Source organism: Pseudomonas sp. FP1762 (assembly GCF_030687105.1).
Classification (GTDB): domain Bacteria; phylum Pseudomonadota; class Gammaproteobacteria; order Pseudomonadales; family Pseudomonadaceae; genus Aquipseudomonas; species Aquipseudomonas siliginis.
Genome location: NZ_CP117458.1, coordinates 2574548 through 2595827, shown reverse-complemented (window position 1 = coordinate 2595827; position 21280 = coordinate 2574548). Strand labels below are relative to the sequence as shown.

The window sequence follows — 21280 nt, the reverse complement described above, 5'->3', positions numbered from 1 at the left end:
CTCAACCATCGTTGGCAACGCGCACCTTGCCGCTGAACACGCGGAAACCGAAGGTGTTGTAGGCCAGCGTGATGGGGATCAGCACGGCGAATCCGACCAGCATGAAGATCTGGCTGGTGGGGCTTGAGGCTGCTTCGCTCAAAGTCAGATCCGGCGGAATGATGAAGGGAAATAGCGCGACCAGCATCACCGCGAAAGCCAGGACGAAAACGCCCAATGCGGCGAACAGCGGGATGGAGTCGAAGCGGCTGTGAAAGCCTTTGCTGAATATCCATCCTAGAGCACAGAGGATGACCCCTGCCGGCAACCACAGCCGAATTTCGGCAAGCCGCCGGGCATATTGCGGCTGCAACGTCGCCGTCCATGCGATCAGCACCAGCAATAACGCCACGACGACCAGCGCCAAGACGCGGGCCTGGCGGGCCGAGTGCTGCTGCAATTCATCCAGGGTCCGCCAGTACAACCAGCACGTCCCCAGCCAGACGTAACCGAGCACCAGCACCAAACCGCAAAATACCGGGAAAGGATTCAGCCAGTCGCGGCCATCGCCAATGTACTGACCGCCCTGATGCGCAACGCCTTGCACGAGAGTGCCGAGCACCATGCCTTGGACCAATCCGGTCAGCAGCGAAGCCAGGGCCAACACGCCGTCGACGATGCGCTTGCGTCGCTCGTTCGGTGCGTAATCGCGAAACTCCAGCGCCATGGCCCGCGCGATCAAGGCGAGGAACATCACGATAAAAGGCACGTACAAGGCCGGTAGCAAGATCGCGTACGCCAGCGGAAACAACGCCAGCAGCCCGCCGCCGCCGAGCACCAGCCAGGTTTCGTTGGCGTCCCACACCGGCAGAATCGACACCGCCATGGCTCGTCGCTGGTGTTTGCAATCCGTGAGGCCCATGAGCATGCCGACGCCCAGATCGGTGCCGTCGAGCACCACGTAGTTCATGACCGAGAACGCCAGTGCGGCGGCGCACAACAGAGTCAGCCAGTCCGTGTCCATGTCTGCTATTCCTCAGTGCCCGGTTTCGTCGGCAAGGGTGGGCTGCGGCCCGGGTTGATCCTGCTGTGGCGGCTCGCGCAACAGGCGCAGCAACACCCACAGACCGATGCCGAAGATCAGCAGATAAAACAGCAGAATCAGCCACGTCGACCCGACGACTTGAGCCCTGGACACCGATGACAGACTGTCCGCCGTGCGCATCAATCCGTAAACCGTAAACGGCTGTCGCCCCACTTCGGTGACGACCCAGCCGCTGAGCATCGCCAGAAACCCCGCTGGCGCCAGCAGCACGCACGCGCCCAACCACCGGCGCGCCGTGTACAGGCGATTACGTCGGCGCAGGATCAGGCTGACCACACCCTGCCCGAGCATCAACAGGCCCAGCCCGACCATCAGCCGGAACGCGAAAAACACTGGCGCCACGGGCGGGATGTCCTCAGCCGGAAATTCATCAAGCGCGGCGATGGTGCTGGTCAGGTCATGCTGCAGGTACAGGGAACCAATGCGCGGAATCGCCACCTCCCAGTGGTTGCGGCGCTCTTGCATATCCGGCCATGCGAACAGCCGCAGTGGCTCCCCTGCCCCTTGGGCCGGGCGCGTCCATGAACCTTCGATCGCCGCCACTTTCTGCGGCTGAGCTTGCAAACTGTGCCGGCCATGCAGATCCCCGACGACAATCTGCACCGGCATCAGCAGCGCAATCACCCACAGCGCCATGGAGAATTGCAGGCGAGCACGCGGATTTTCCGGGGCCTTGCGCAATTGCCAGGCACTGATCCCGGCAATCAGCGTCGCGCTGCCGATGAACACGGCAAGCAGCATGTGCGCCAAGCGATAGGGAAACGAAGGATTGAAGATGATTGCCCACCAGTCCTCGGCAAGGAAACGCCCGTCCGCGCCAATCGAATAGCCGGCCGGGGTTTGCATCCAGGAGTTGGCAGACAGAATCCAGAACGCGCTGATCAGCGAGCCCACCGTCACCGCGCACGTGGCAAAAAAGTGCAGACGCGGGCCGACTTTCTTCAAGCCGAACAGCATGATGCCAAGGAAACCCGCTTCGATGAAAAACGCCGCCATCACTTCATAGAACATCAGCGGACCGAGGACATCACCGGCCTGCACCGACAGCCGCGACCAGTTGAGGCCGAACTGATACTCCAGAATCAATCCCGACGCCGTGCCCACCGCAACGTTGAGGGCGAATACCTTGAGCCAGTAACGATAAACATCCAGATAAACCTGGCGCCCGGTTTTCAACCACAACGCTTCCAGCACCATGAGGAAATTCGCCAGACCGATGCTGAACGCCGCCAGCACGATGTGAAAGCTGATCGTGATTGCGAACTGAGCGCGGGCGGCCATCAGGGCCGAATCAACAGGCTCCATCCATCAGCCGCTGTAGAACACAGCCAGCTTGTTGCCTTCGGGGTCGCGCAGATAGGCCACGTAAAAGTCCGGCGTATAGGCTTCGCGCGTGCCCGGCGGTCCTTCATTGCTGCCGCCACTGTCGAGCCCGGCCTTGTGCACCTGATCGACCTGGTGCCGCGAGTCGGCGCGAAACGCCGGCATCATGCCGTTGCCGGGTGTCGCCGGCTCACCATTGAACGGTTGCGAGATGTGCACACTGCCGGGGCCGTTGGACTTGTCGATGCAATCGGGCAGGTAAAAACAGTAGTGTTCTTCGCGATCATGCCGGTAGCCCAGCGGCGTCAGAATCGCCTTGTAGAAAGCTGCCGAACGCTCGACATCGTTGGCGCCGATAAACAGATAACTGAGCATGGGACGTCCTCCGATGACAGCTGTCAGCGCTGTGGCTGTTCTTGGTTCAAGGTGAACACGTTGCCGGCGTCACGCACCAACTGGCGCCATTCGGCACTGGTGATCAGGCCTTGCTCCTCCATCTGATCCGCAGCCTTGAGCAGCTCGTCATATTGCTGTTCCGGATCCAGATCGCCCTCGGCCTGCTCTGCCATCTTGCGCCATGCCGCCAGTGATGCCTGCTTTTGCTGATCGAACATACCAGTATCTCCTGAGGGACTTACCCGGTAGAAAAATCAGCGAGAGAGAGGTTCAGGGCAGACGACGGATGGACGGTTGATGCGCAAAACCTTGTCGGAGTGAGCCTGCTCGCGATAGCGGTATATCTGTCAAATTAAATTTGAATGTTCCTCCGTCATCGCGAGCAGGCTCACTCCCACAGAAAAGCAAAATCAAAAGATCGCAGCCTTCGGCAGCACCTACAGTTGGATCGCGTACCACCTCAAGAACAGGTCGGCTGTCAGGCCGCCTTCGCGAGCAGGCTCGCCTACAAAGCAAACGCAAAGCAGCGCAGCTGCCCGCGGCGAAGCCGCACCACTCAACAATGAGCGCAAGCTCGAGTGCTTTTGATCTTGACTCACCGGCGACGTCGGAAGGCTGAGTGGAGGGATTGATCCGGGCGTGGGAGCGCAGCGACCGTACGACGCAGTCGTACACAGCGAGTGTAGGTGCAGCGAAGCAAACCGGAGCCGCTGCGCCAGGATCGATCCCGGAGCGAAGGAACCCGAGCCTGCGAGGGCCGAACGCAGGAGCAAAGCGTTTTGGTTACTTTTGGGCGTCTGCAAAAGTGACCCGCTGTAAGAGCGGAACCGCCAGCCGCAACACCCGAAAAAACGGATATACACCCAAAACCCCAAGAGCCTGGTCGGCCCAAAGGCCGCCACGCCCAAAAAACCCGCAAATGTCAAAACCGCTCCGCCACCCGCTTGTACGCATAATCCGGCTCCCGGTACTTGCCCGGCTTCTGCCGTTTCGGCAACTCGACCTTGTCGCGCTTCACCTCTTCATAGGGGATGCGACTGAGCAGATCAGTGATGATGTTCAGCCGCGCACGACGTTTGTCATTCGAGTCGGCAACCCTCCACGGCGCCCAATCGGTGTCGGTGTGCTTGAACATTTCGTCCCGCGCCCGTGAGTAGTCATACCAGCGGCTGTAGGATTTCAGATCCATGGGTGTCAGTTTCCAGATCTTGCGCCCGTCATTGATTCGCGCTTCGAGCCGGCGGGTCTGTTCCTCCGGACTGACCTCAAGCCAGTACTTGAGCAGGATCACCCCCGAATCAACGATGGCGTTCTCCACCCAAGGAATCGACTTGAGAAACTTGTCGGCCTGCTCCTCCGTACAAAAACCCATGACCCGTTCGACACCGGCGCGGTTGTACCAACTGCGGTCGAAAATCACCACCTCGCCGCCCGCCGGCAGATGCGGCAGATAGCGCTGTACATGCATCTGACTTTTTTCTCGATCGGTTGGCGCCGGTAATGCCATCACGCGGAACACCCGTGGGCTGACGCGTTCCGTGATCGCCTTGATCACCCCGCCCTTGCCCGCACCGTCGCGGCCTTCGAAAACAATACACACCTTGACACCTTTGGCGATGACCCACTCCTGCAGCTTGACCAGCTCAACGTGGAGCTTGCGCAGCTGTTCGAGATAGTCCTTGTTTTTCAAGCGCGGACGTTCGATTGCCTTTGCAGGTTTCTTCTTGTCTTTCGCCATGAACCTGTCCTCGCGCTTCAACAGCCCGCTGAATTTGTTTATTGACCCGAAGGGCCTGATCCGTGAGGTTAGTTCACGCCCGGTTGTTTGCCATTGCCGGGCAAAAAAGCCCTGTCGCCATGTGTTTCCTGAGGTTGTTCCGACGTCGCACTGTTCATTGCCCGATCCCCTGTTTGCTGGAGTTTTTTCGATGCCGTCGTCCAAATCATTGCCCACTGCCCTGCTCGGTCTGGCCCTGGCCTGCCCGGCGATGGCCGAGACCCAAGGTCTGGAGCTGGGGCAAGTGCTGATTTCGGCAGATGAGCGCAGTGGCAGCGATGCAGCGGTCGAAGAAGCGCGGGAACGCCTTGAGCAGGTTCCCGGCGGCACCAACGTGGTCGACATGCGCCAGCCGTTGCAGGGCCGCGTTGCCAGCAATCAGGATGTGCTGGCCTATCAGCCGGGGGTGTATGCACAGTCGGCGGGCAACGAAGGCGTGAAGATTTCCATCCGTGGTTCAGGTATCAACCGCGCACCCGGCGCCCACGCCTCGGGGCTCTACACGATGCTGGATGGCTTGCCGCTGACCGGCCCCGGCGGCACACCTTATGAATTGCTCGAGCCGTTGTGGGTCGACCATGTCGAAGTGCTGCGCGGCGCCAACGGCTTCGATCGCGGCGCGCTGGCACTGGGCGGCGCTATCGATTACGTCAGCCACACCGGTTACACCGCGCCAAAGCTGCACGTGCGCTACGCCACCGGCAGCCATGGCTATCAGCAGCGCCAGGTCAGCTCCGGGCAAGTGCTGGGAGATTTCGATTACTACGTGTCCCTGACCGATGCCAACGCCGACGGCTATCAGGACCACACCGCCAGCGAGAGCAAAGGCCTGGTCGCCAACTTCGGCTATCGCTTCAACCCGAGTCTGGAAACCCGCTTCTACTTCCGCTATCGCGAAACCGATAACGACCTCGCCGGTCGCGTGACCAAGCATTCCATCGAACACAGCCCACGGGCAGCCAACCCGGCGTATGTGGCGCGCGATGACAGCCGCAAGCAGCCCGGCAGTACCTTCATCGGCAACAAGACCACGTTCTATCTCGACGACGATTCGAGCATCCAGACCGGCCTCGCCTACCACGACTACCCGATGGATTTGCGCGAAGGCCCGAACCGGCTGAAGGTGGCTTACACCGACGTTAGCGGCACCTTCGACTACAAGCGCCGCGACACTTTGTTCGGTATGGAAAGCCGCAGCAACGTCGGCCTGCGCGTGACCAAGCACCTGCCCAACGATGGCGCCAGCGAGTTCGTGCGCATCCCGAGTGGCAACACCGCCAGCTATGCCCCGGGCACGCGGATGCGCAACTTCACTTATCAGGGTTCGGACACCGTTCTGCATTTCGGCAATGACCTGGAAATTGCCGACGACCTGTGGCTGACCACCGGCCTTGCCGCCATCTACACCCGCCGCGAAAGCGCCGTGACCTATCCGCAGGGCGGCGGCAAAACAAGTCTCAGCGACTGGGACTATGCACCGCGCATCGGCCTGCGCTACCAGATCACCCCGGACGAGCAAGTGTTCGGCAACCTCAGCCGCTCCGTCGAAGCACCGCACCCGTGGTCGCTGATCTACAGCTCCAACGTGCGCTTCCCTGCCGGCAACGGCGCCGCCACCGGCACCCAGCGCGACCCGGTCGAGCTGCAAAACCAGACTGCAACCACTCTGGAACTCGGCGGCCATGGCGACAGCCATTTGGGCGAATGGAGCCTGGCCTGGTACTTCGCCCAAGTTCGTCACGAACTGCTCTCAGTACTGCCGGACGCCAACGCCGTCACGCCCTACGAACTCAACGCCAGCCCGACCGTGCACCAGGGCATCGAGGCCAGCCTCAACAGCAAACTCTGGACCGCCGCCGACGGCCGCCAGTTGAGCTTGCGCCAGGCCTACACCTTCAGCGACTTCCACTACCGCGACGACGAACGCTTCGGCGACAACCGCTTGCCGGGCCTGCCGATGCATTATTACCAGGGCGAACTGCGTTACGACTGGCCGCAGGGTTTCTTCGCCGCCGTGAATACGCAACTGGTGTCCAAAGTTGCCGTGGACTACGCCAACAGCTACTACGCCGACCCCTACGCCCTGTTCGGCGCCACCCTGGGCTACAACGCCCCGAAGGGCGACTGGCAAGGTTGGGTGGACATGCGCAACCTGACCGGCAAGCGTTATGCGGCAACGGTCACGCCGGGGTATGACGACAAAGGTCTGGATGCTGCGCGGTCGACTCCGGGTGAAGGGATGGGGGTTTATGTTGGGGTTTCGTGGAGTTTGCTATAAGACCCAACGCGAAATTCAAATGTGGGAGCGAGCCTGCTCGCGAAAGCGGTGTATCAGCCGTGAGTTATTTCAACTGACACGACGCCTTCGCGAGCAGGCTCGCTCCCACAGTTGGCTTTGTGGTGTTGGTTAGAACGACGCAGGATTCGAATCTCTGGACGAGTATCATCGTGACAGCACGTCTCCTCGGACCGACCAGATAATCATCGCTCTCCATTGAAAATAACGGACTGACCTCATGGATACTTCCCAAGAAAACCCACTGGAAACATCACTGCGACTGGCCGCGGACGAACCCGCGCATCGCCCTGAGTTCTATCGCACACTTCTGGATTCCACCGTCTACATCCTCGGTACCGCCGGTGGGGTGCAGGGTCATGTCAATCTCGAAGCCGGCAGCAACATCAGCATCGCCCATTGGCAGAAGCCCGATGGCACGCCTGTCATTCCGTGCTTCTCCTCGCTGCCGACGCTGCAACAATCCATCGACAGCGAACAGAGTTATGTGGAGATACCGGCACGATCATTGTTCGAAATCACTCTGGGCGCGCTGCTCTTTCTCAATCCGAAGTCGCCGTACGGCAAGGAATTCATTCCGGATGAAGTGCAACGCCTGCTTTCGGGCGAAATAGGCCGGCCGGCCATGCAGCGCACCGTTGAAAAAGAAACCAATGTTTTGCTCGGACAGCCTTCCGAGTATCCAACGACGATGGTGCATTCGCTCTCGCAATTGCTGGCCAAACATCCCAATGTGACACGCGCATTCCTGGCGTTGATGCACGACCCATCGGTTGATGACAAACCGCACCTGATCGTCGGCATCGAAGCGGATGGCGATATCGAACAGGTCATGCGCGAAGCCGGCAATGTCGCCGGGGACACAGCCCCTGATGGCGGGCCAGTTGATTTTTGTCGCGTGCTGACGGGACAAGCCGGGCTGAGTGATTACTTCCTCAAGGAGACCAAACCGTTCTACGAGCGCAAGTCGCCAAGCAAGCTGCGTTCGTTCTTTGGCTTTGGTTGAATACGATCTGACGAAGATCGCAGTCGCCTGCATGTCGCTTGATCAGCGAGCCAGTGGTCGATTCTGATGAGCGTAACCTTGGATTCTCTCAACCCGCCCTCATAACAGTGGGTATCCCCCCATCGTCTCGATAGGAAGCACACACCATGACCACTCAATCCGAAACTGCCATTCTCGCCGGCGGCTGCTTCTGGGGCATGCAGGATCTGTTGCGCCGCTATCCGGGTGTGCTGAAAACCCGCGTCGGCTACACCGGCGGCGATGTGCCGAATGCGACCTATCGCAATCACGGCAACCACGCCGAAGCCATCGAAATCGAGTTTGATCCGGCCGTGATCAGCTACCGGCAGATCCTTGAGTTCTTCTTTCAGATCCACGACCCGAGCACGCCCAACCGTCAGGTCAACGATCTTGGCCCGAGCTACCGGTCGGCGATCTACTACCTCAACGACGAGCAGCGCGCCGTCGCTGAAGACACCGCCGCCGACGTCGACGCATCGAAATTGTGGCCGGGCCGAGTGGTTACGGAAATAGAACCGGCCGGGCCATTCTGGGAAGCGGAACCCGAGCATCAGGATTATCTGGAGCGGATTCCGAACGGCTACACCTGCCACTTCATCCGGCCGAACTGGAAACTGCCCAAGCGCGGTTGAAGAGAGGGATCGGCGGGGCTTCAGTGCTTCGCCACCGCCCCGCCCTGATCACATCACAAATGCACTGGCAAAGCCGCCGAACCCGGCTCCGGCACATCGACATTGACCTTCAGGGCAATCAGCAGCGCGGCCAGCAACATCAGAATTCCAGCTGCTACAAACACGCCATTGATGCCGCTGAAACTGAACACCGAACCGCCGGCGGCGGCGCCTGCGGCAATCGCCGACTGCACCGATGCGACGACCATGCCGCCTGCGCTTTCGGCCTGATCGGGTATCGATCGCGCCACCCAGTTCGACCATGCCACCGGCACGCCACCGAAGGCCATCCCCCACAGAGCCAGAAGCAACGCCTGCCCGGTGAGCGACGCCGGTAACCCGACCAACGCCAGAGCAGCAACGCCCACCAACACCGGCATCAGCACCAGTGTTGCGCGTGGATTGCGCTGCAACAGCCAGCCGGCGAACAGCGTGCCGGCAAAGTTCGCCACGCCGAAACCGAGCAGCATCAGCGCCAGCGTCTGCGCGCCGACTCCGGTGGTGCTTTCCAGAAATGGCCTGATATAGGTGAACAACGCGAAGTGGCCGGTGTGCACCAATACACAGCCGAACATGCCAATGGCAATGCCCGGTCGCAGCAACACCTCAAGCACCGTACGCAGGCGTGACGGTCGATGTGGCGCCAGACTCGGTAACGTGAACATTTGAAAGACCAGCGTCACCACGCCAACCGCCGCAGCTGCGAAAAACGCACTGCGCCAGCCAAACTGGCCGCCGAGATAGCTGCCCAATGGCACCGCGACCACGGTCCCCACGGCGATCCCGCTGAAGATAATCGACAGCGCCCGTGGCAGCACCGCCGCCGGCACCAGGCGCATCGCCACGGCCGCCGCCATGCTCCAGAATCCGCCCAGAGCTATGCCCAAAAGGATGCGCATGATCAGCAACACTGCGAGGCTCGACGACAGCGCCACCAGCAGATTCGACGCGATCATCAGTACCGAGAAACCGAGCAAGACCAGCCGCCGATCAAGACTGCGCGTCAATCCAGGTACGAGCAATCCGGCAAAGAGCGCCACCACTGCGGTCACCGTCACTGCTTGCCCGGCCAGGGCTTCGCTGACGCCAAGGTCGAGCGCCATCGGCGTCAGCAGGCTGGCCGGCAGATATTCTGCGGTGAGTAAACCGAACACACCCATCGCCAGTGAGAAAACCGCCATCCACGCAGGAACCATCGGCTCCTCTTCAGCTCGCCCATCACCTACACGTTCATTCATTTCCAGACTCCCTCGGACATTTCGAGAGGGCAGTCTATTGACGGCAAACCGGATGATCTATGATGCGCAGTCTTGAACTTTTGATCGAAACCCCGAACATGAGCAGCACTGATTCCTTTTCACTGTCATCAGACCTGATCACAGAATTGCTGCGCAGCATGCGTCTGCGTGGCGTGCAGTATCGGCGGATCCACGCCAGTCCGCCGTATGGTCTGGGTTTCAGCGACAAATCCGGCCATGCGTATTTCCACTTCGTTGCCGCTGGATCGACGGTGTTGCGACTGGAGGACGGCAGCCTTTACGAGTTGGCGGCGGGCAATGCGGTATTCATTGCCCATGGTGCCGCGCACCAGTTGCTGTCACACCCAAACGCCGAAGTGCAGGACATTGACAGCGCCGTCGCCGCGCCACTCGGCGATACGGTCTGCGCGGTGCAGGTCGGTCACAGCGCCGTTTCGCCCGATAGCGCCCTGCTCTTCAGTGGCTGTATGGAGTTCGAGCTCGGCAGCCTGCAGGGCCTCGGTCGGCTGATGCCGGGACTGATGCTGATCGACGCCGGCGGCCAGCGTTATCCGGGACTCATGCCGATTCTTGCGACCATGGAACGCGAAGTCAGCGCAGCGCGCATCGGCTTCGCCGGCATTCTCGCTCGCCTTGCCGACGTAGTGGCGGCAATGATTGTTCGTGGCTGGGTCGAATGCGCTTGCGGCAATGCCTCCGGTCTCGTCGCAGCCCTGCGCGACCCTCGTCTGGCGAAAGCTTTGCTGGCCCTGCACCAACAACCGGGGCGCGACTGGAGCGTCGCCGAGCTGGCAACGCTGTGCAACACCTCACGCTCGGTCTTCGCCGAACGCTTCCAGACCACCCTCGGCACCCCGCCGCTGCGCTACGCCACCGAACTGCGCATGCGCCTGGCCAGTCAGTGGCTGACACTGGAAAGACTGCCGATCGAAGAAGTGGCGCAGCGCTTGGGCTACACCTCCCAAGCGGCGTTCAGTCGTGCGTTCAAGCGGATAACGGGAAGCTCACCGGGAGCGAGTCGGCGCCAGCGCGCACTGTAGAAATTGCGTTAACAGGGCGGCAATGAATCCGAGCCGCCCTCACCGCTGGATTTTCCCCAGCCCCGCGCCCACCCGCTCAGCAGCCTGCAAATCCCCGCGCGCCTCCAACTCCTGCGCCACTTGCCGCAACTGCTCAACCGTCAATCCCACATTCAGACTGATCTTCAAATGTGACTCCAGCTGCGATTCCACCCCAGCCATTGCCGCCAGCGCGCCAACCGTCGCCAGTTCCCGATCCGTCCATGCCAGGTTGTCGCGGGCGAAGATGTCGCCGAACAAGTGCACTTTCAGGAACTGATCGATCGCCGGGGCGAATTCGAAGAGCGGGCCGGACACTGGCGCGCCGACCAGACGGGTCTGATTGTCGGTGCCGAGTTCGGTAAGTGCATACCCCGACGGAACCGGGCCGGGCTCTCGTCCGGGCGCGTCTTCAATGCCCCGCGCGGCGCGTTCCTGCACAACCTTCATTAGCAAGGACAAGGCGTTGAGGCTGCGTGGGAACCCGGCGTAGGCGTACAGCTGCACCAGAACTTCCTTGGTTTCGCTGATGCTCAACCCGGCATCGAGGCCGCGATTGAGTGCGTCGTGCAAACGCGGCATGTCGCCGATTGCAGCGTTGGCGGCAATCGGGGCGATCGCCAGTTGCTTAAGCGTCAGAGGTTGTTCTTGCATGATCGGTTTCTCCGGTGATCGGGAAGGATTGGCGCACAGAGGATTCACGCAGGCTGCGCTGGCGAGGACCGCGCAGCCGAGAGCCACAATGCGCAGAAGGCGCGGCTGATGCAGGTTTTTCAGCTTCATCAATGAATCTCCTCACTCATCCAGCGTGAACGTCACCCGCACATCGCCACGCCCCAAGGTCTCGGCCAAGTCCTGCGGCCGGTCGATGCGACCAAGGCGCGAATAGCGGTAAGACGAATCGAAGGTTTTGTAGAAGACCACCAACGTATCGTCGCCATACAAAAGGAAATCGCCGTTGTGGATCGTGCCCGGCCGATAGGGCTGCGTGGGCAAGGGCGGCTGCACGGTGGCGTATTTTTCGTTGCTGTGCAGGTCGACCATGTTCAGGCTCAGCGGCAATCGCGTGAGCAATTGCCGAGTGCTCGGGTTGTCCTCAAGAGCAATGGCAAAACGGTGTTCTCCGACGGTCATCCACATCGTGGTCTCCTCCGGGTTAGCAGCAGACTGAGCAAAGGGCAGCCATGCCATCAGTACGAATCCCTTCCAGCCGTTGGCAAAAATCCGCATCGCTTTGCTCCGTCGCGTTGAAAGTTACTTCAGGTTGCTCTTGAAGAACTGCGTCAGCTTGGCAAAAGGAATCAGCTCGGCCCGGTCGTACAGATCGACATGACCGGCATTCGGCACAATCACCAGTTCTTTCGGCTGCCCCGCCAACCGGAACGCCTCTTCGCTGAACTCACGGGAGTGCGCATCGGCACCGGCAATAAACAACATCGGGCGCGGCGAGATGCTCTCGATATCGACGAATGGATAGAAGTTCATGAACTTGGTGTTGCTGCTCAGCGTCGGGCGCGTGGTCTGTTGCGGCGTCGAGCTGGCCGGGGTGAATTCGCCGCGCGGGGTGCGGTAGAAATCGAAGAATTCACGCTGGATCGGATGGGTGTCGGCCTTCAGTTCCAGCACCGTGCCGCCGGTGTATTCGACCTTGCCGCCAGTGAACTCGGCGTAACGCTGCTCGGCCGCTTGCGCAATGATCTGCTTGCGCTGCGCAAGGCTTTGCGAATGCTTTAGGCCGTCACGGTTGGCGGCGCCCATGTCGTACATGCTGACCGTGGCGATGGCTTTCATGCGCGGGTCGATTTTCGCCGCGCTGATCACGAAGCTGCCGCTACCGCAAATGCCCAACACGCCGATGCGCTCGCGGTCGATGAATGGCCGTGTGCCGAGGTAATCGACGGCCGCGCTGAAGTCTTCGGCGTACATATCCGGCAGCACGGCATTGCGCGGCGCGCCCTCGCTTTCGCCCCAGAACGACAGATCCAGCGACAAGGTGACAAAGCCCTGCTCCGCCAGTTTCTGTGCGTACAGATTGGCGCTCTGCTCCTTTACCGCGCCCATCGGATGACCAACGATAATCGCCGCGCTGCGGGCTGCCGGGTCGAGTCCTTTAGGGACAAACAGGTTGCTGAAGCTGACCTTCTGCGCGGTCACCTTGTCGCTTTTGAAGAAATTGTCGGCACCGTGGGACATGTCAGCTCCGAATGCAGTGAATGAACTCAGGAGAAACCCGAGCAGTATGAACAGTCGTTTCATGGGGGCGTCCTTGATCGAGAAGCCAGGCGTGGCCGGGATGAAGGTATTGTTGCGCAGGCTCTAGGCTTTGATTAGCTAATGAGTGCTTAATGCGGTTATAAACACTGCTAATCAATAAACCTGAGCATTGCGCCATGGCCAAACCCAATTTCAACGACCTGCTCGCCTTCGTCACCGTTGCCCGCAGCGGCAGCTTCACCCGCGCGGCGGTGCAACTGGGCGTGACGCAATCGGCGGTGAGCCAGGTAGTCTCGGCGCTGGAAGCGCGTCTGAAAATTCGCCTGCTGACCCGCACTACGCGCAGCGTGTCACTGACCGCGGCCGGCGAACGCTTGCTGCACACCGTGGGTCATCGTTTCGATGAGATCGAAGCCGAGCTGGACGCCCTGACCGAGTTGCGCGACAAGCCCGCCGGCACGGTGCGCATCACCTGCGGCGACAACATCATCAAGACCACTCTGCTGCCCAAGCTGACGCCACTATTGCTGCAATACCCGGACATCAAGCTCGAGTTCGATATCAACTACGGTTTCCGCGACATCGTTGCCGATCGCTTCGATGCCGGCGTGCGTTTCAGCGATACCGTCGCCCAGGACATGATCGCCGTACCGATCGGCCCGCCACTGCGCATGGCCGTGGTCGCGTCGCCCAGCTACTTCGCCCAGCACCCCGCCCCGCAACATCCGCGCGATCTGGCGGCGCACCGTTGCATCGACATCCGTTTTCCGACCTACGACGGCGTCGATGCATGGGAATTCGAGCGTCAGGGCAAAAAGTTGAAAGTGCGAGTCGACGGGCAACTGGTGTTCAACTCCACCGTGCACATCGCCGACGCGGCTGTGAACGGGTTAGGGATTGCCTACCTGCCTGAAGACGAGTTCGGTACGCATCTGGCTGAAGGGCGTTTGGTCAGGGTGCTGGAAGACTGGTGCGAACCGTTCGGTGGCTTCCACCTCTACTACCCCAGCCGCCGCCAACCGTCGCCGGCGTTTTCACTGGTGGTGGATGCGTTGCGCGTGGTCAGAGACCCAGCCCCGTTGTAGGAGCGAGCCTGCTCCGATAGCGTCGGCACATCCAACAGAGTAAGTGCCTGACCCAGGGCTTTCGCGAGCAGGCTCGCTCCCACAGGGTTTTGCGTCAGATCCCGGAAATCAATCGATTCACAAATCCATTGTGGGAGCGAGCCTGCTCGCGAAGACGCCAGACCAGGCAAATCATCTCTGCATGCCACCCCGCGCGCGCCTCACAACTTCGACACATCCCCGGTAGCCTCGGCAATCGTCGCCAAGGTTTCCTCCATGCTGGCGATGTCTTCATGCAGCTTTTGAAACACCAGATCCAGCGACTCGGGAGCGTCCACGGTCTGATGGCCACGCAGCGACTCGACGCTACTGCTCTCTACGTGTTGAAGAATGTCCACGCTTTCTCGCAGTGCCAACAGCTGATCAAAGATCGCGGCAATCTGCGCCTGGCTGCAAGTGCTCATCGCTTCCCCGGCTTACAGATCAGTGATCTCCATCCCAGACATGTGATGACCATAAATCAGCCCCTTCTAAAGAAACGATGAACACAGAAAACAACAGCCTGCTCAGCCTTTGGTTTTTCGCGGATCGGCAGCGCGCGGTAAAGTGCGTTCTTGCGTGAATGATCAAGACCGATGATGGATTGACCTTGAGCAGTTCAGAGAGTTTGAAAGAATTAATCCCGACTCAATACGCGAACTCGTGGCCCAATTCGCTCTCCATCCACGCCAGAAAACGCCTCACCCGTGGAAAGCTCGAATGCGCCTTGGGATACACCAAATGGTGCGCCGCCACCGCAGCACTCAGTGATTCAGGCGCTACTTCAACCAACGTGCCCGCTGCCAGATACTTCTGCGCAAGCAATGTGCTTTCCAGCGCGAAACCCAAGCCATGACTCGCCGCTTCCAGCGACATGTACGAGCGATCGAAGCTCAATGCGTAAGGCCGTTCCGGACGCGCCAGACCATGCTGGGCAAACCATTGCGGCCATTTGAGCAGAGTGGCTTCCGACAGAATCAGATCGCACTCCAGCAGATCCGACGCGCCGCGTACCGGGCGTTGCGCGAGCAGTTTCGGTGAGGTCAGCACCGCGAACGTCTCGTTCCTGACCGTGCGCACCTCATAGCTTGGCCAGTTCGGCAGACCATGGCGGATATCGACGTCGATCTTGTCGCGACTGAAGTGCAGCGATTCATAGGAGCACGACAGATTGATCTGTATGTCCGGATGACTCGCACGAAACGCTTCCAGGCGCGGCATCAGCCAGAGCAGGCCGAAGCTTGGCGATGAGTGCAAGCGCAGGCAATCGAGGCTGACATCGCTGGCCGCACGCTCGGTGGCAACGGCGAGACTGTGCAGAATCCCGGAGACTTCCTTGAGGTATTGCTCGCCGACCGGCGTCAGCGAGACGCCACGGGCAGCACGGACGAATAATTGCCGGCCGATCATCCCTTCCAGTTTCGCCAGTTGATGGCTGACTGCCGAGGGTGTCAGGTCCAGCACTTCCGCCGCTCTGGCGACGTTGCCGAAGCGCGCGGTTTGTTCGAAGGCCTGAATTGCTTTCAGCGGTGGCAGGATGATCGATGCCTCAGTGTCTGAGCGCATAGGGACTCCGTGGTGATTTCTTGTGATGTACGGACCGGTTTCATTCAAGCATTTGCGAAACGGTCTGACGAGTGCTGAATTTTTTTCAGCATTGAGTGACTTCCGCGTTATTGCTCACGCTCGCCCCGGAGGACAAGCTGAGTCATCGGTTACTTACACACCGACCCAATAAAAACAATTCGAGGGAATCCTCCATGCTTCTTCAAGGCAAAGTCGCAATCATTACCGGTGCCGCATCTGCCCGTGGCATTGGCCGCGCTACCGCCAGCACATTTGCGCAACACGGCGCTCGCGTGGTCATCCTCGATCTGGATGCATCCGCAGCACGTGACGCCGCCGCAGCACTGGGCGAAGGTCATCTGGGCCTGGCGGCCAACGTGGCCGACGAAGCGCAGGTTCAGCAAGCTGTCGCCGCCATCATCGAGCACTTCGGGCGCATCGATATCCTCGTCAACAACGCCGGCATTACCCAGCCACTGAAGACTCTGGATATTCGCCCTTCGGACTACGACAAGGTGCTGGACGTCAGCCTGCGCGGCACTTTGCTCATGTCCCAGGCGGTGATTCCGCTGATGCGCCAACAGTCTTCCGGCAGCATCGTCTGCATGTCGTCTGTGTCTGCCCAGCGCGGCGGCGGCATCTTCGGTGGCCCGCATTACAGCGCGGCCAAGGCCGGTGTGCTGGGGCTGGGCAAGGCCATGGCGCGGGAATTGGGGCCGGACAATATCCGCGTCAACTCCATCGCCCCGGGCCTGATTCACACCGACATCACCGGCGGCCTGATGCAGGATGACCGCCGCCACGCCATCATCGAAGGCATTCCGCTCGGGCGCCTGGGTCAAGCGCAGGACGTCGCCAACGCCGCGCTGTTTCTGGCCAGCGACCTGTCCGCTTATCTGACCGGCATCACCCTCGATGTGAACGGCGGCATGCTGATTCACTGAGTAACTCTGGGCGGGCCTGCGTGGCCCGTGCGGTTCTGGATCGATGACGCAGCCGGGCCTGATGGCCTGGCGGTCAATAAAAACAAGAGATCAGACCATCATGACTACCCTGTCGCTCGAAGCGGTTTCGACCGTGCGTTCTTCTGCCTATCGCAAAACGGCCTGGCGGCTGATGCCGTTCCTGATGCTTTGCTACCTGTGCGCCTATCTGGACCGGGTCAACGTCGGTTTCGCCAAACTGCAAATGATGAACGATCTGGCCCTCAGCGAAACAGTCTACGGACTGGGCGCCGGGGTGTTTTTCATCGGCTATTTCCTTTGCGAAGTGCCCAGCAACATCATCCTGCACAAGGTCGGCGCGCGAGTGTGGATTGCGCGGATCATGATCACCTGGGGCATCGTCTCGGCGCTGTTTGCCTTCGTCGAAACCGCCTGGCAGTTCTATGCCCTGCGCTTTCTCCTCGGGATTGCCGAAGCCGGTCTGGCGCCGGGCCTGCTGCTCTACCTCACCTACTGGTTTCCGTCCTATCGGCGGGCGCGCATGACCGTGTTGTGGTTTATCGCCATTCCGCTGTCAGGCATGGTCGGTGGCCCGCTTTCGGGCTGGATCATGAACCACTTTGCCGGTGTGCACGGCTGGGCCGGCTGGCAGTGGATGTTCGTTTTGGAAGCGGTGCCCACCGTGCTCGTCGGCCTGCTGGTACTGAGTTATCTGAAGGACGGCGTGCATCAGGCGACCTGGCTCAATGACGAAGAAAAAGCGCTGATCACTCGCGAGCTGGCCGAAGACGACCAGCAAAAGGTCACCCATGCCTCGGTCGGCGAGTTCATCCGCGACCGGCGCTTGTGGCTGCTGGCGGCGATCTACTTCTGTGTGGTGATGGGCCAATACGCGATCACCTTTTGGCTGCCGACACTGGTGCGTAACGCAGGGGTTTCCGACCCGCTGCACATCGGTTTCCTGACCAGCCTGCCTTACCTGTGCGCCATCGCCGCCATGCTCCTGGTCGGCCGCAGTGGCGACAAACATCGCGAGCGCCGCTGGCACCTGATCGTGCCGATGATCGCCGGTGCGATCGGCTTGAGCCTGGCAGCGATGATGGGCGGCAATCCGACCTTGTCGATCCTCAGCCTGTGCCTGGCCGCCTCCGGCATTCTATCCGCCACCTCGTTGTTCTGGATGCTGCCCACCACGCTGCTCGGCGGCGTGTCTGCGGCGGCCGGCATCGCCGCGGTCAACAGCTTCGCCAACCTCGCCGGATTCTGCTCGCCCTATCTGATCGGCTGGATCACTACCCTGACCGGTTCCAGCGCCATCGGCATGTACCTCATCACCGGGGTGCTGTTCCTCGGCGCGAGCCTGGTCCTGCGTATTCCCGCCGCTTTGGTCAATCGTTGAGTCAACGGAGTTTCATCATGACGACTAATCTTGCACACGCTGCATCGCTGAGCCTGACCCAGCGCGCGCACAACATTCGCCGCCATGCATTGCGCATGGGCCAGGTTCAGGGCCAGGGCTATGTGGGCCAGGCCCTCGGCGCGGCTGACCTGCTGGCGGTGTCTTACTTTCATGCGATGAATCATCGCCCCGCAGATCCCGAATGGGAGCAGCGCGATCGCTTCTATCTCTCCATCGGCCACTACGCCATTGCGCTGTACGCAGCGCTGATCGAAGCCGAGATCATTCCGCTCGACGAGCTGGAAACCTACGGTTCGGATGACAGCCGCCTGCCGATGTCGGGCATGGCCGCCTACACCCCGGGGATGGAAATCACCGGCGGTTCGCTGGGTCAGGGCCTGGGTATCGCGGTCGGTGCCTGCCTGGGCCTCAAGCGCAAAGGCTCGGCCTCGTTCGTCTACAACCTGCTGTCCGATGGCGAACTCAATGAAGGCTCGACCTGGGAAGCGGTGATGTCGGCTTCGCACTGGAAACTCGACAACCTGATCGCCATAGTCGACGTCAACAACCAGCAGGCCGACGGTTACTCCAGCGAGATTCTTTCGTTCGAACCCATTGTCGATCGCTGGCAAGCCTTCGGCTGGTTCACCCAGCGCGTCGACGGCAATGACCTCGACGCCCTGGTCGCTGCATTCGATGCCGCCCGCAATCACCCCGGCGGGCAACCGCGCGTGATCATCTGCGACACGAAAATGGGCAAAGGCGTGCCGTTTCTGGAGAACCGGGAAAAGACCCACTTCATTCGCGTCGAAGAGCACGAATGGGACCTGGCACTGAGCAACCTTGAAGAAGGAAAAGACCAATGAGCAATGCCGCCAACACTGCGCCTTCGACTGCTACTGGCGCGCCGGTGAAAAAGCGCCTGACCACCTCGGCGATGATTGCCTCGATTGCCTCCGAGGGCCAGGCGACCCGCTCGGCACCGTTCGGCCATGCGCTCGCGGCGCTGGCAGATCAGCGCGCGGACATCGTCGGTCTCTCTGCGGACCTGTCCAAGTACACCGACCTGCACATTTTCGCCAAGGCGCATCCGGAGCGTTTCTATCAGATGGGCATGGCCGAACAGTTGCTGATGAGCGCTGCGGCGGGCATGGCGCGTGAGGGTTTCGTGCCGTTTGCCACCACCTACGCGGTGTTCGCTTCACGCCGCGCTTACGACTTCATCTGCATGGCCATCGCCGAGGAAAACCTCAACGTCAAAATCGTCTGCGGTTTGCCCGGCCTCACTACCGGCTACGGGCCGAGCCACCAGGCCACCGATGATCTGGCTATTTTCCGCGCCATGCCCAATCTGATGATTGTCGACCCGTGCGATGCGCTGGAAATCGAACAGGCCGTGCCGGCCATCGCCGCTCACCAAGGCCCGGTCTACATGCGTTTGCTGCGCGGCAATGTGCCGTTGGTGCTGGACGAGTACGGCTATCAATTCGAGATCGGCAAGGCCAAGACTCTGCGCACGGGCAACGACGTGCTGATCATCTCCACCGGGCTGATGACCATGCGCTCACTGGAAGCTGCCAAGCAATTGCAGGCCGACGGCATTGATGTGGCCGTGCTGCACGTGCCGACCATCAAGCCGCTGGATGAGCAAACCATTCTCGCCGAAGCGCGTAAATCCGGGCGTCTGGTGGTCACAGCCGAGAACAGCTCGATCATCGGCGGTTTGGGCGAGGCGGTTGCCGGGTTGTTGTTGCGCAATGGCGTGACGCCCACCTTCAGACAGATCGCGTTGCCCGACGCCTTCCTCGACGCCGGTGCCCTGCCGACGCTGCATGATCGCTACGGCATTTCGACGCCGGCTGTCTGCGCGCAGATCAAAGCCTGGCTGTAACTCCACCGTGGGCGGCGCTTCGATCAGAGGCGCTCGCTCATTCGAGAACAGGAGGCAGAACGTGAAAGCACATGAACTGCTGGATCCCGACTTCAAAAGCTTTTTAACCCCCGGCGCACAAGCCTGGACGTTGGAGACGCTGCCCGCGATCAGGGAGCGTGTCCATGCGACATTCAAATCCCGAGAACAAGCGCGCGGTGAAAGCCTATGGACCAAGGCCCACGACGGTGAGGATTTGCGCCTGTGTCTTTACCGGCCCGCCGCCGGGGCACCGGGCGGTAATTTTGCGGTGATCCTGTACATCCACGGTGGAGGTTTCGTCCTTGGTTGCCCCGAAATGGCCGATGACTATCTGGCTAACCTCGCCGAAGAACTTCAGGCGATCATCGTCGCTGTCGATTACCGTCTCGCGCCAGAGCACCCCTTCCCTATTCCCCTGGAAGATTGCTACACCGCCCTCGGCTGGGTTGTCGCCCACCGGCAAACGCTCAACATGGACGCCGACAACGTGATCGTCATGGGTCACAGTGCCGGTGCAGGTCTGGCAGCAGCGCTGGCCATCGTGGCGCGGAATCGCGGCGAATATTCCATCGCCAGCCAGGTGCTGGTTTATCCGATGCTCGATTACCGTTCGGGCAGCCCGGCCTCGCCTCACCAGAACAGCACGACCGGAGTGATTGGCTGGCCGGCGCAAGCCAACCAGTTCTGTTGGGAGTGCCTGCGCGCTGACCAAACGCTGGATGATCTGCCAATTGGCTGGTTTTCGCCGGCCCTGCAAGACGATCTGCGTGACTTGCCACCGACGTTTCTGGCCGTCGGGGCGCTGGATCTGTTTCTGGAAGAGGACGTTGCATTTGCCATGCGTCTGTCGCGCGCCGGGGCTGCCGTCGAACTGCATGTCTACCCTGGGGCGCCACATATGTTTGATCAGTGCCCCGGCAGTGTTAGCGATCAGTCTGCGCTGGATATCGTCCGATCACTTCGGCGATCGATAGCTAGCGCATTAACTGCTGAGGGATAGAAAGAACCGCTGAAACGGTAAAACAGGATTTCTTATACAAAGCCTTCCCCCCACTTCTACGCTTATTGATTAATACCTTCGCAGACAGGCAGCTGCGGAGGGTGGCCTGCGCTTTGAGAAATTCAATATCGCTTAGCCATCACCCTCGTCGATTCCGCCCGGACTTATTCCGAGGTGTCTTTGGATAATGTCGAAAACGACACATTTTGTTGCACCCAAAAACTGCTTGGATCCAACGTCCCGACAAACGG

21 protein-coding genes are annotated in these 21280 nt (G+C 60.5%); 10 read left to right on the top strand and 11 right to left on the bottom strand.

Features of this window, described 5'->3' with window-relative positions; translation table 11 throughout:
• Position 1 precedes the first annotated feature (1 nt).
• The 5 genes from cydB to ppk2 form a co-directional block, all read right to left on the bottom strand.
• Positions 2–1003, bottom strand: a complete 1002-nt coding sequence (gene cydB / locus PSH90_RS11490; RefSeq protein ID WP_305382803.1) for a cytochrome d ubiquinol oxidase subunit II — start codon at positions 1001–1003, stop codon at positions 2–4.
• A gap of 12 nt (positions 1004–1015) precedes the next feature.
• Positions 1016–2365, bottom strand: coding sequence for a cytochrome ubiquinol oxidase subunit I (locus tag PSH90_RS11485; protein ID WP_305382802.1), 1350 nt, complete (start codon positions 2363–2365; stop codon positions 1016–1018).
• Between the two features lie 27 nt (positions 2366–2392).
• Positions 2393–2782: a VOC family protein gene (locus tag PSH90_RS11480; protein WP_150635567.1), complete on the bottom strand. Its 390-nt coding sequence runs from the start codon at positions 2780–2782 to the stop codon at positions 2393–2395.
• Between the two features lie 23 nt (positions 2783–2805).
• Positions 2806–3021, bottom strand: coding sequence for a hypothetical protein (locus tag PSH90_RS11475; protein ID WP_095179697.1), 216 nt, complete (start codon positions 3019–3021; stop codon positions 2806–2808).
• Positions 3022–3725: 704 nt separating this feature from the next.
• Entirely contained in the window at positions 3726–4541 is an 816-nt protein-coding gene (gene ppk2, locus PSH90_RS11470) for a polyphosphate kinase 2 (RefSeq protein WP_056785103.1), read from the bottom strand.
• A 190-nt stretch (positions 4542–4731) separates the two neighbouring features.
• Here ppk2 and PSH90_RS11465 point away from each other — a divergent pair, with 190 nt between their 5' ends.
• The 3 genes from PSH90_RS11465 (at position 4732) to msrA (ending at position 8535) form a co-directional block, all read left to right on the top strand.
• Positions 4732–6858: a TonB-dependent receptor domain-containing protein gene (locus tag PSH90_RS11465; protein ID WP_305382801.1), complete on the top strand. Its 2127-nt coding sequence runs from the start codon at positions 4732–4734 to the stop codon at positions 6856–6858.
• A 238-nt stretch (positions 6859–7096) separates the two neighbouring features.
• Positions 7097–7882 (top strand): enhanced serine sensitivity protein SseB, encoded by a 786-nt coding sequence (gene sseB / locus PSH90_RS11460; protein ID WP_305382799.1) that lies wholly within the window; start codon positions 7097–7099, stop codon positions 7880–7882.
• A 146-nt stretch (positions 7883–8028) separates the two neighbouring features.
• Positions 8029–8535 (top strand): peptide-methionine (S)-S-oxide reductase MsrA, encoded by a 507-nt coding sequence (gene msrA / locus PSH90_RS11455; protein ID WP_305382797.1) that lies wholly within the window; start codon positions 8029–8031, stop codon positions 8533–8535.
• 53 nt (positions 8536–8588) lie between these two features.
• Here the strand turns inward: msrA and PSH90_RS11450 are convergent, their stop codons facing one another.
• Positions 8589–9812 carry an MFS transporter gene (locus tag PSH90_RS11450; protein WP_305382796.1) on the bottom strand — a complete coding sequence of 408 codons (1224 nt, stop codon included), beginning with the start codon at positions 9810–9812 and terminating at the stop codon, positions 8589–8591.
• Positions 9813–9874: 62 nt separating this feature from the next.
• Between PSH90_RS11450 and PSH90_RS11445 the strand changes: the two genes are divergently transcribed.
• Positions 9875–10873, top strand: a complete 999-nt coding sequence (locus PSH90_RS11445) for an AraC family transcriptional regulator (protein ID WP_305383125.1) — start codon at positions 9875–9877, stop codon at positions 10871–10873.
• Positions 10874–10912: 39 nt separating this feature from the next.
• Here the strand turns inward: PSH90_RS11445 and PSH90_RS11440 are convergent, their stop codons facing one another.
• From PSH90_RS11440 to PSH90_RS11430, 3 genes are all read right to left on the bottom strand, one after another.
• Positions 10913–11545 (bottom strand): carboxymuconolactone decarboxylase family protein, encoded by a 633-nt coding sequence (locus tag PSH90_RS11440; RefSeq protein ID WP_224787239.1) that lies wholly within the window; start codon positions 11543–11545, stop codon positions 10913–10915.
• A 141-nt stretch (positions 11546–11686) separates the two neighbouring features.
• On the bottom strand, positions 11687–12121 hold the full coding sequence (locus PSH90_RS11435; RefSeq protein ID WP_224787240.1) for a cyclophilin-like fold protein: 435 nt from the start codon (positions 12119–12121) through the stop codon (positions 11687–11689).
• Positions 12122–12145: 24 nt separating this feature from the next.
• On the bottom strand, positions 12146–13147 hold the full coding sequence (locus tag PSH90_RS11430) for an alpha/beta hydrolase (RefSeq protein WP_305382795.1): 1002 nt from the start codon (positions 13145–13147) through the stop codon (positions 12146–12148).
• 134 nt (positions 13148–13281) lie between these two features.
• On the opposite strand from PSH90_RS11430, the gene PSH90_RS11425 reads away from it, so the two are divergent.
• Positions 13282–14190: a LysR family transcriptional regulator gene (locus PSH90_RS11425; protein WP_095179691.1), complete on the top strand. Its 909-nt coding sequence runs from the start codon at positions 13282–13284 to the stop codon at positions 14188–14190.
• Between the two features lie 200 nt (positions 14191–14390).
• Here the strand turns inward: PSH90_RS11425 and PSH90_RS11420 are convergent, their stop codons facing one another.
• Both PSH90_RS11420 and PSH90_RS11415 read right to left on the bottom strand, forming a co-directional pair.
• A complete protein-coding gene (locus PSH90_RS11420; protein ID WP_305382793.1) occupies positions 14391–14633 on the bottom strand; it encodes a hypothetical protein in 243 nt (80 codons plus the stop codon).
• A 223-nt stretch (positions 14634–14856) separates the two neighbouring features.
• The gene (locus tag PSH90_RS11415; protein WP_252877962.1) at positions 14857–15774 is read right to left on the bottom strand and encodes a LysR substrate-binding domain-containing protein; all 918 of its coding nucleotides are present in this window, start codon (positions 15772–15774) and stop codon (positions 14857–14859) included.
• A gap of 194 nt (positions 15775–15968) precedes the next feature.
• Here PSH90_RS11415 and PSH90_RS11410 point away from each other — a divergent pair, with 194 nt between their 5' ends.
• The 5 genes from PSH90_RS11410 (at position 15969) to PSH90_RS11390 (ending at position 21029) form a co-directional block, all read left to right on the top strand.
• Positions 15969–16718 carry an SDR family NAD(P)-dependent oxidoreductase gene (locus PSH90_RS11410; RefSeq protein WP_073474913.1) on the top strand — a complete coding sequence of 250 codons (750 nt, stop codon included), beginning with the start codon at positions 15969–15971 and terminating at the stop codon, positions 16716–16718.
• A gap of 100 nt (positions 16719–16818) precedes the next feature.
• Positions 16819–18117, top strand: coding sequence for an MFS transporter (locus PSH90_RS11405; RefSeq protein WP_041480451.1), 1299 nt, complete (start codon positions 16819–16821; stop codon positions 18115–18117).
• 17 nt (positions 18118–18134) lie between these two features.
• On the top strand, positions 18135–18983 hold the full coding sequence (locus PSH90_RS11400; RefSeq protein ID WP_150635577.1) for a transketolase: 849 nt from the start codon (positions 18135–18137) through the stop codon (positions 18981–18983).
• Positions 18980–20008, top strand: a complete 1029-nt coding sequence (locus PSH90_RS11395) for a transketolase family protein (RefSeq protein ID WP_056785075.1) — start codon at positions 18980–18982, stop codon at positions 20006–20008. The genes PSH90_RS11400 and PSH90_RS11395 overlap by 4 nt, the downstream gene beginning before the upstream one ends.
• A 61-nt stretch (positions 20009–20069) precedes the next feature.
• Entirely contained in the window at positions 20070–21029 is a 960-nt protein-coding gene (locus tag PSH90_RS11390) for an alpha/beta hydrolase (protein ID WP_305382791.1), read from the top strand.
• Positions 21030–21280 lie beyond the last annotated feature (251 nt).

Coding starts and splice junctions, on each gene's coding strand:
- cydB (WP_305382803.1), bottom strand. CDS start 1,003: ATGGACACGGACTGGCTGACTCTGTTGTGCGCCGCCGCACTGGCGTTC.
- PSH90_RS11485 (WP_305382802.1), bottom strand. CDS start 2,365: ATGGCCGCCCGCGCTCAGTTCGCAATCACGATCAGCTTTCACATCGTG.
- PSH90_RS11480 (WP_150635567.1), bottom strand. CDS start 2,782: ATGCTCAGTTATCTGTTTATCGGCGCCAACGATGTCGAGCGTTCGGCA.
- PSH90_RS11475 (WP_095179697.1), bottom strand. CDS start 3,021: ATGTTCGATCAGCAAAAGCAGGCATCACTGGCGGCATGGCGCAAGATG.
- ppk2 (WP_056785103.1), bottom strand. CDS start 4,541: ATGGCGAAAGACAAGAAGAAACCTGCAAAGGCAATCGAACGTCCGCGC.
- PSH90_RS11465 (WP_305382801.1), top strand. CDS start 4,732: ATGCCGTCGTCCAAATCATTGCCCACTGCCCTGCTCGGTCTGGCCCTG.
- sseB (WP_305382799.1), top strand. CDS start 7,097: ATGGATACTTCCCAAGAAAACCCACTGGAAACATCACTGCGACTGGCC.
- msrA (WP_305382797.1), top strand. CDS start 8,029: ATGACCACTCAATCCGAAACTGCCATTCTCGCCGGCGGCTGCTTCTGG.
- PSH90_RS11450 (WP_305382796.1), bottom strand. CDS start 9,812: ATGAATGAACGTGTAGGTGATGGGCGAGCTGAAGAGGAGCCGATGGTT.
- PSH90_RS11445 (WP_305383125.1), top strand. CDS start 9,875: ATGCGCAGTCTTGAACTTTTGATCGAAACCCCGAACATGAGCAGCACT.
- PSH90_RS11440 (WP_224787239.1), bottom strand. CDS start 11,545: ATGCAAGAACAACCTCTGACGCTTAAGCAACTGGCGATCGCCCCGATT.
- PSH90_RS11435 (WP_224787240.1), bottom strand. CDS start 12,121: ATGCGGATTTTTGCCAACGGCTGGAAGGGATTCGTACTGATGGCATGG.
- PSH90_RS11430 (WP_305382795.1), bottom strand. CDS start 13,147: ATGAAACGACTGTTCATACTGCTCGGGTTTCTCCTGAGTTCATTCACT.
- PSH90_RS11425 (WP_095179691.1), top strand. CDS start 13,282: ATGGCCAAACCCAATTTCAACGACCTGCTCGCCTTCGTCACCGTTGCC.
- PSH90_RS11420 (WP_305382793.1), bottom strand. CDS start 14,633: ATGAGCACTTGCAGCCAGGCGCAGATTGCCGCGATCTTTGATCAGCTG.
- PSH90_RS11415 (WP_252877962.1), bottom strand. CDS start 15,774: ATGCGCTCAGACACTGAGGCATCGATCATCCTGCCACCGCTGAAAGCA.
- PSH90_RS11410 (WP_073474913.1), top strand. CDS start 15,969: ATGCTTCTTCAAGGCAAAGTCGCAATCATTACCGGTGCCGCATCTGCC.
- PSH90_RS11405 (WP_041480451.1), top strand. CDS start 16,819: ATGACTACCCTGTCGCTCGAAGCGGTTTCGACCGTGCGTTCTTCTGCC.
- PSH90_RS11400 (WP_150635577.1), top strand. CDS start 18,135: ATGACGACTAATCTTGCACACGCTGCATCGCTGAGCCTGACCCAGCGC.
- PSH90_RS11395 (WP_056785075.1), top strand. CDS start 18,980: ATGAGCAATGCCGCCAACACTGCGCCTTCGACTGCTACTGGCGCGCCG.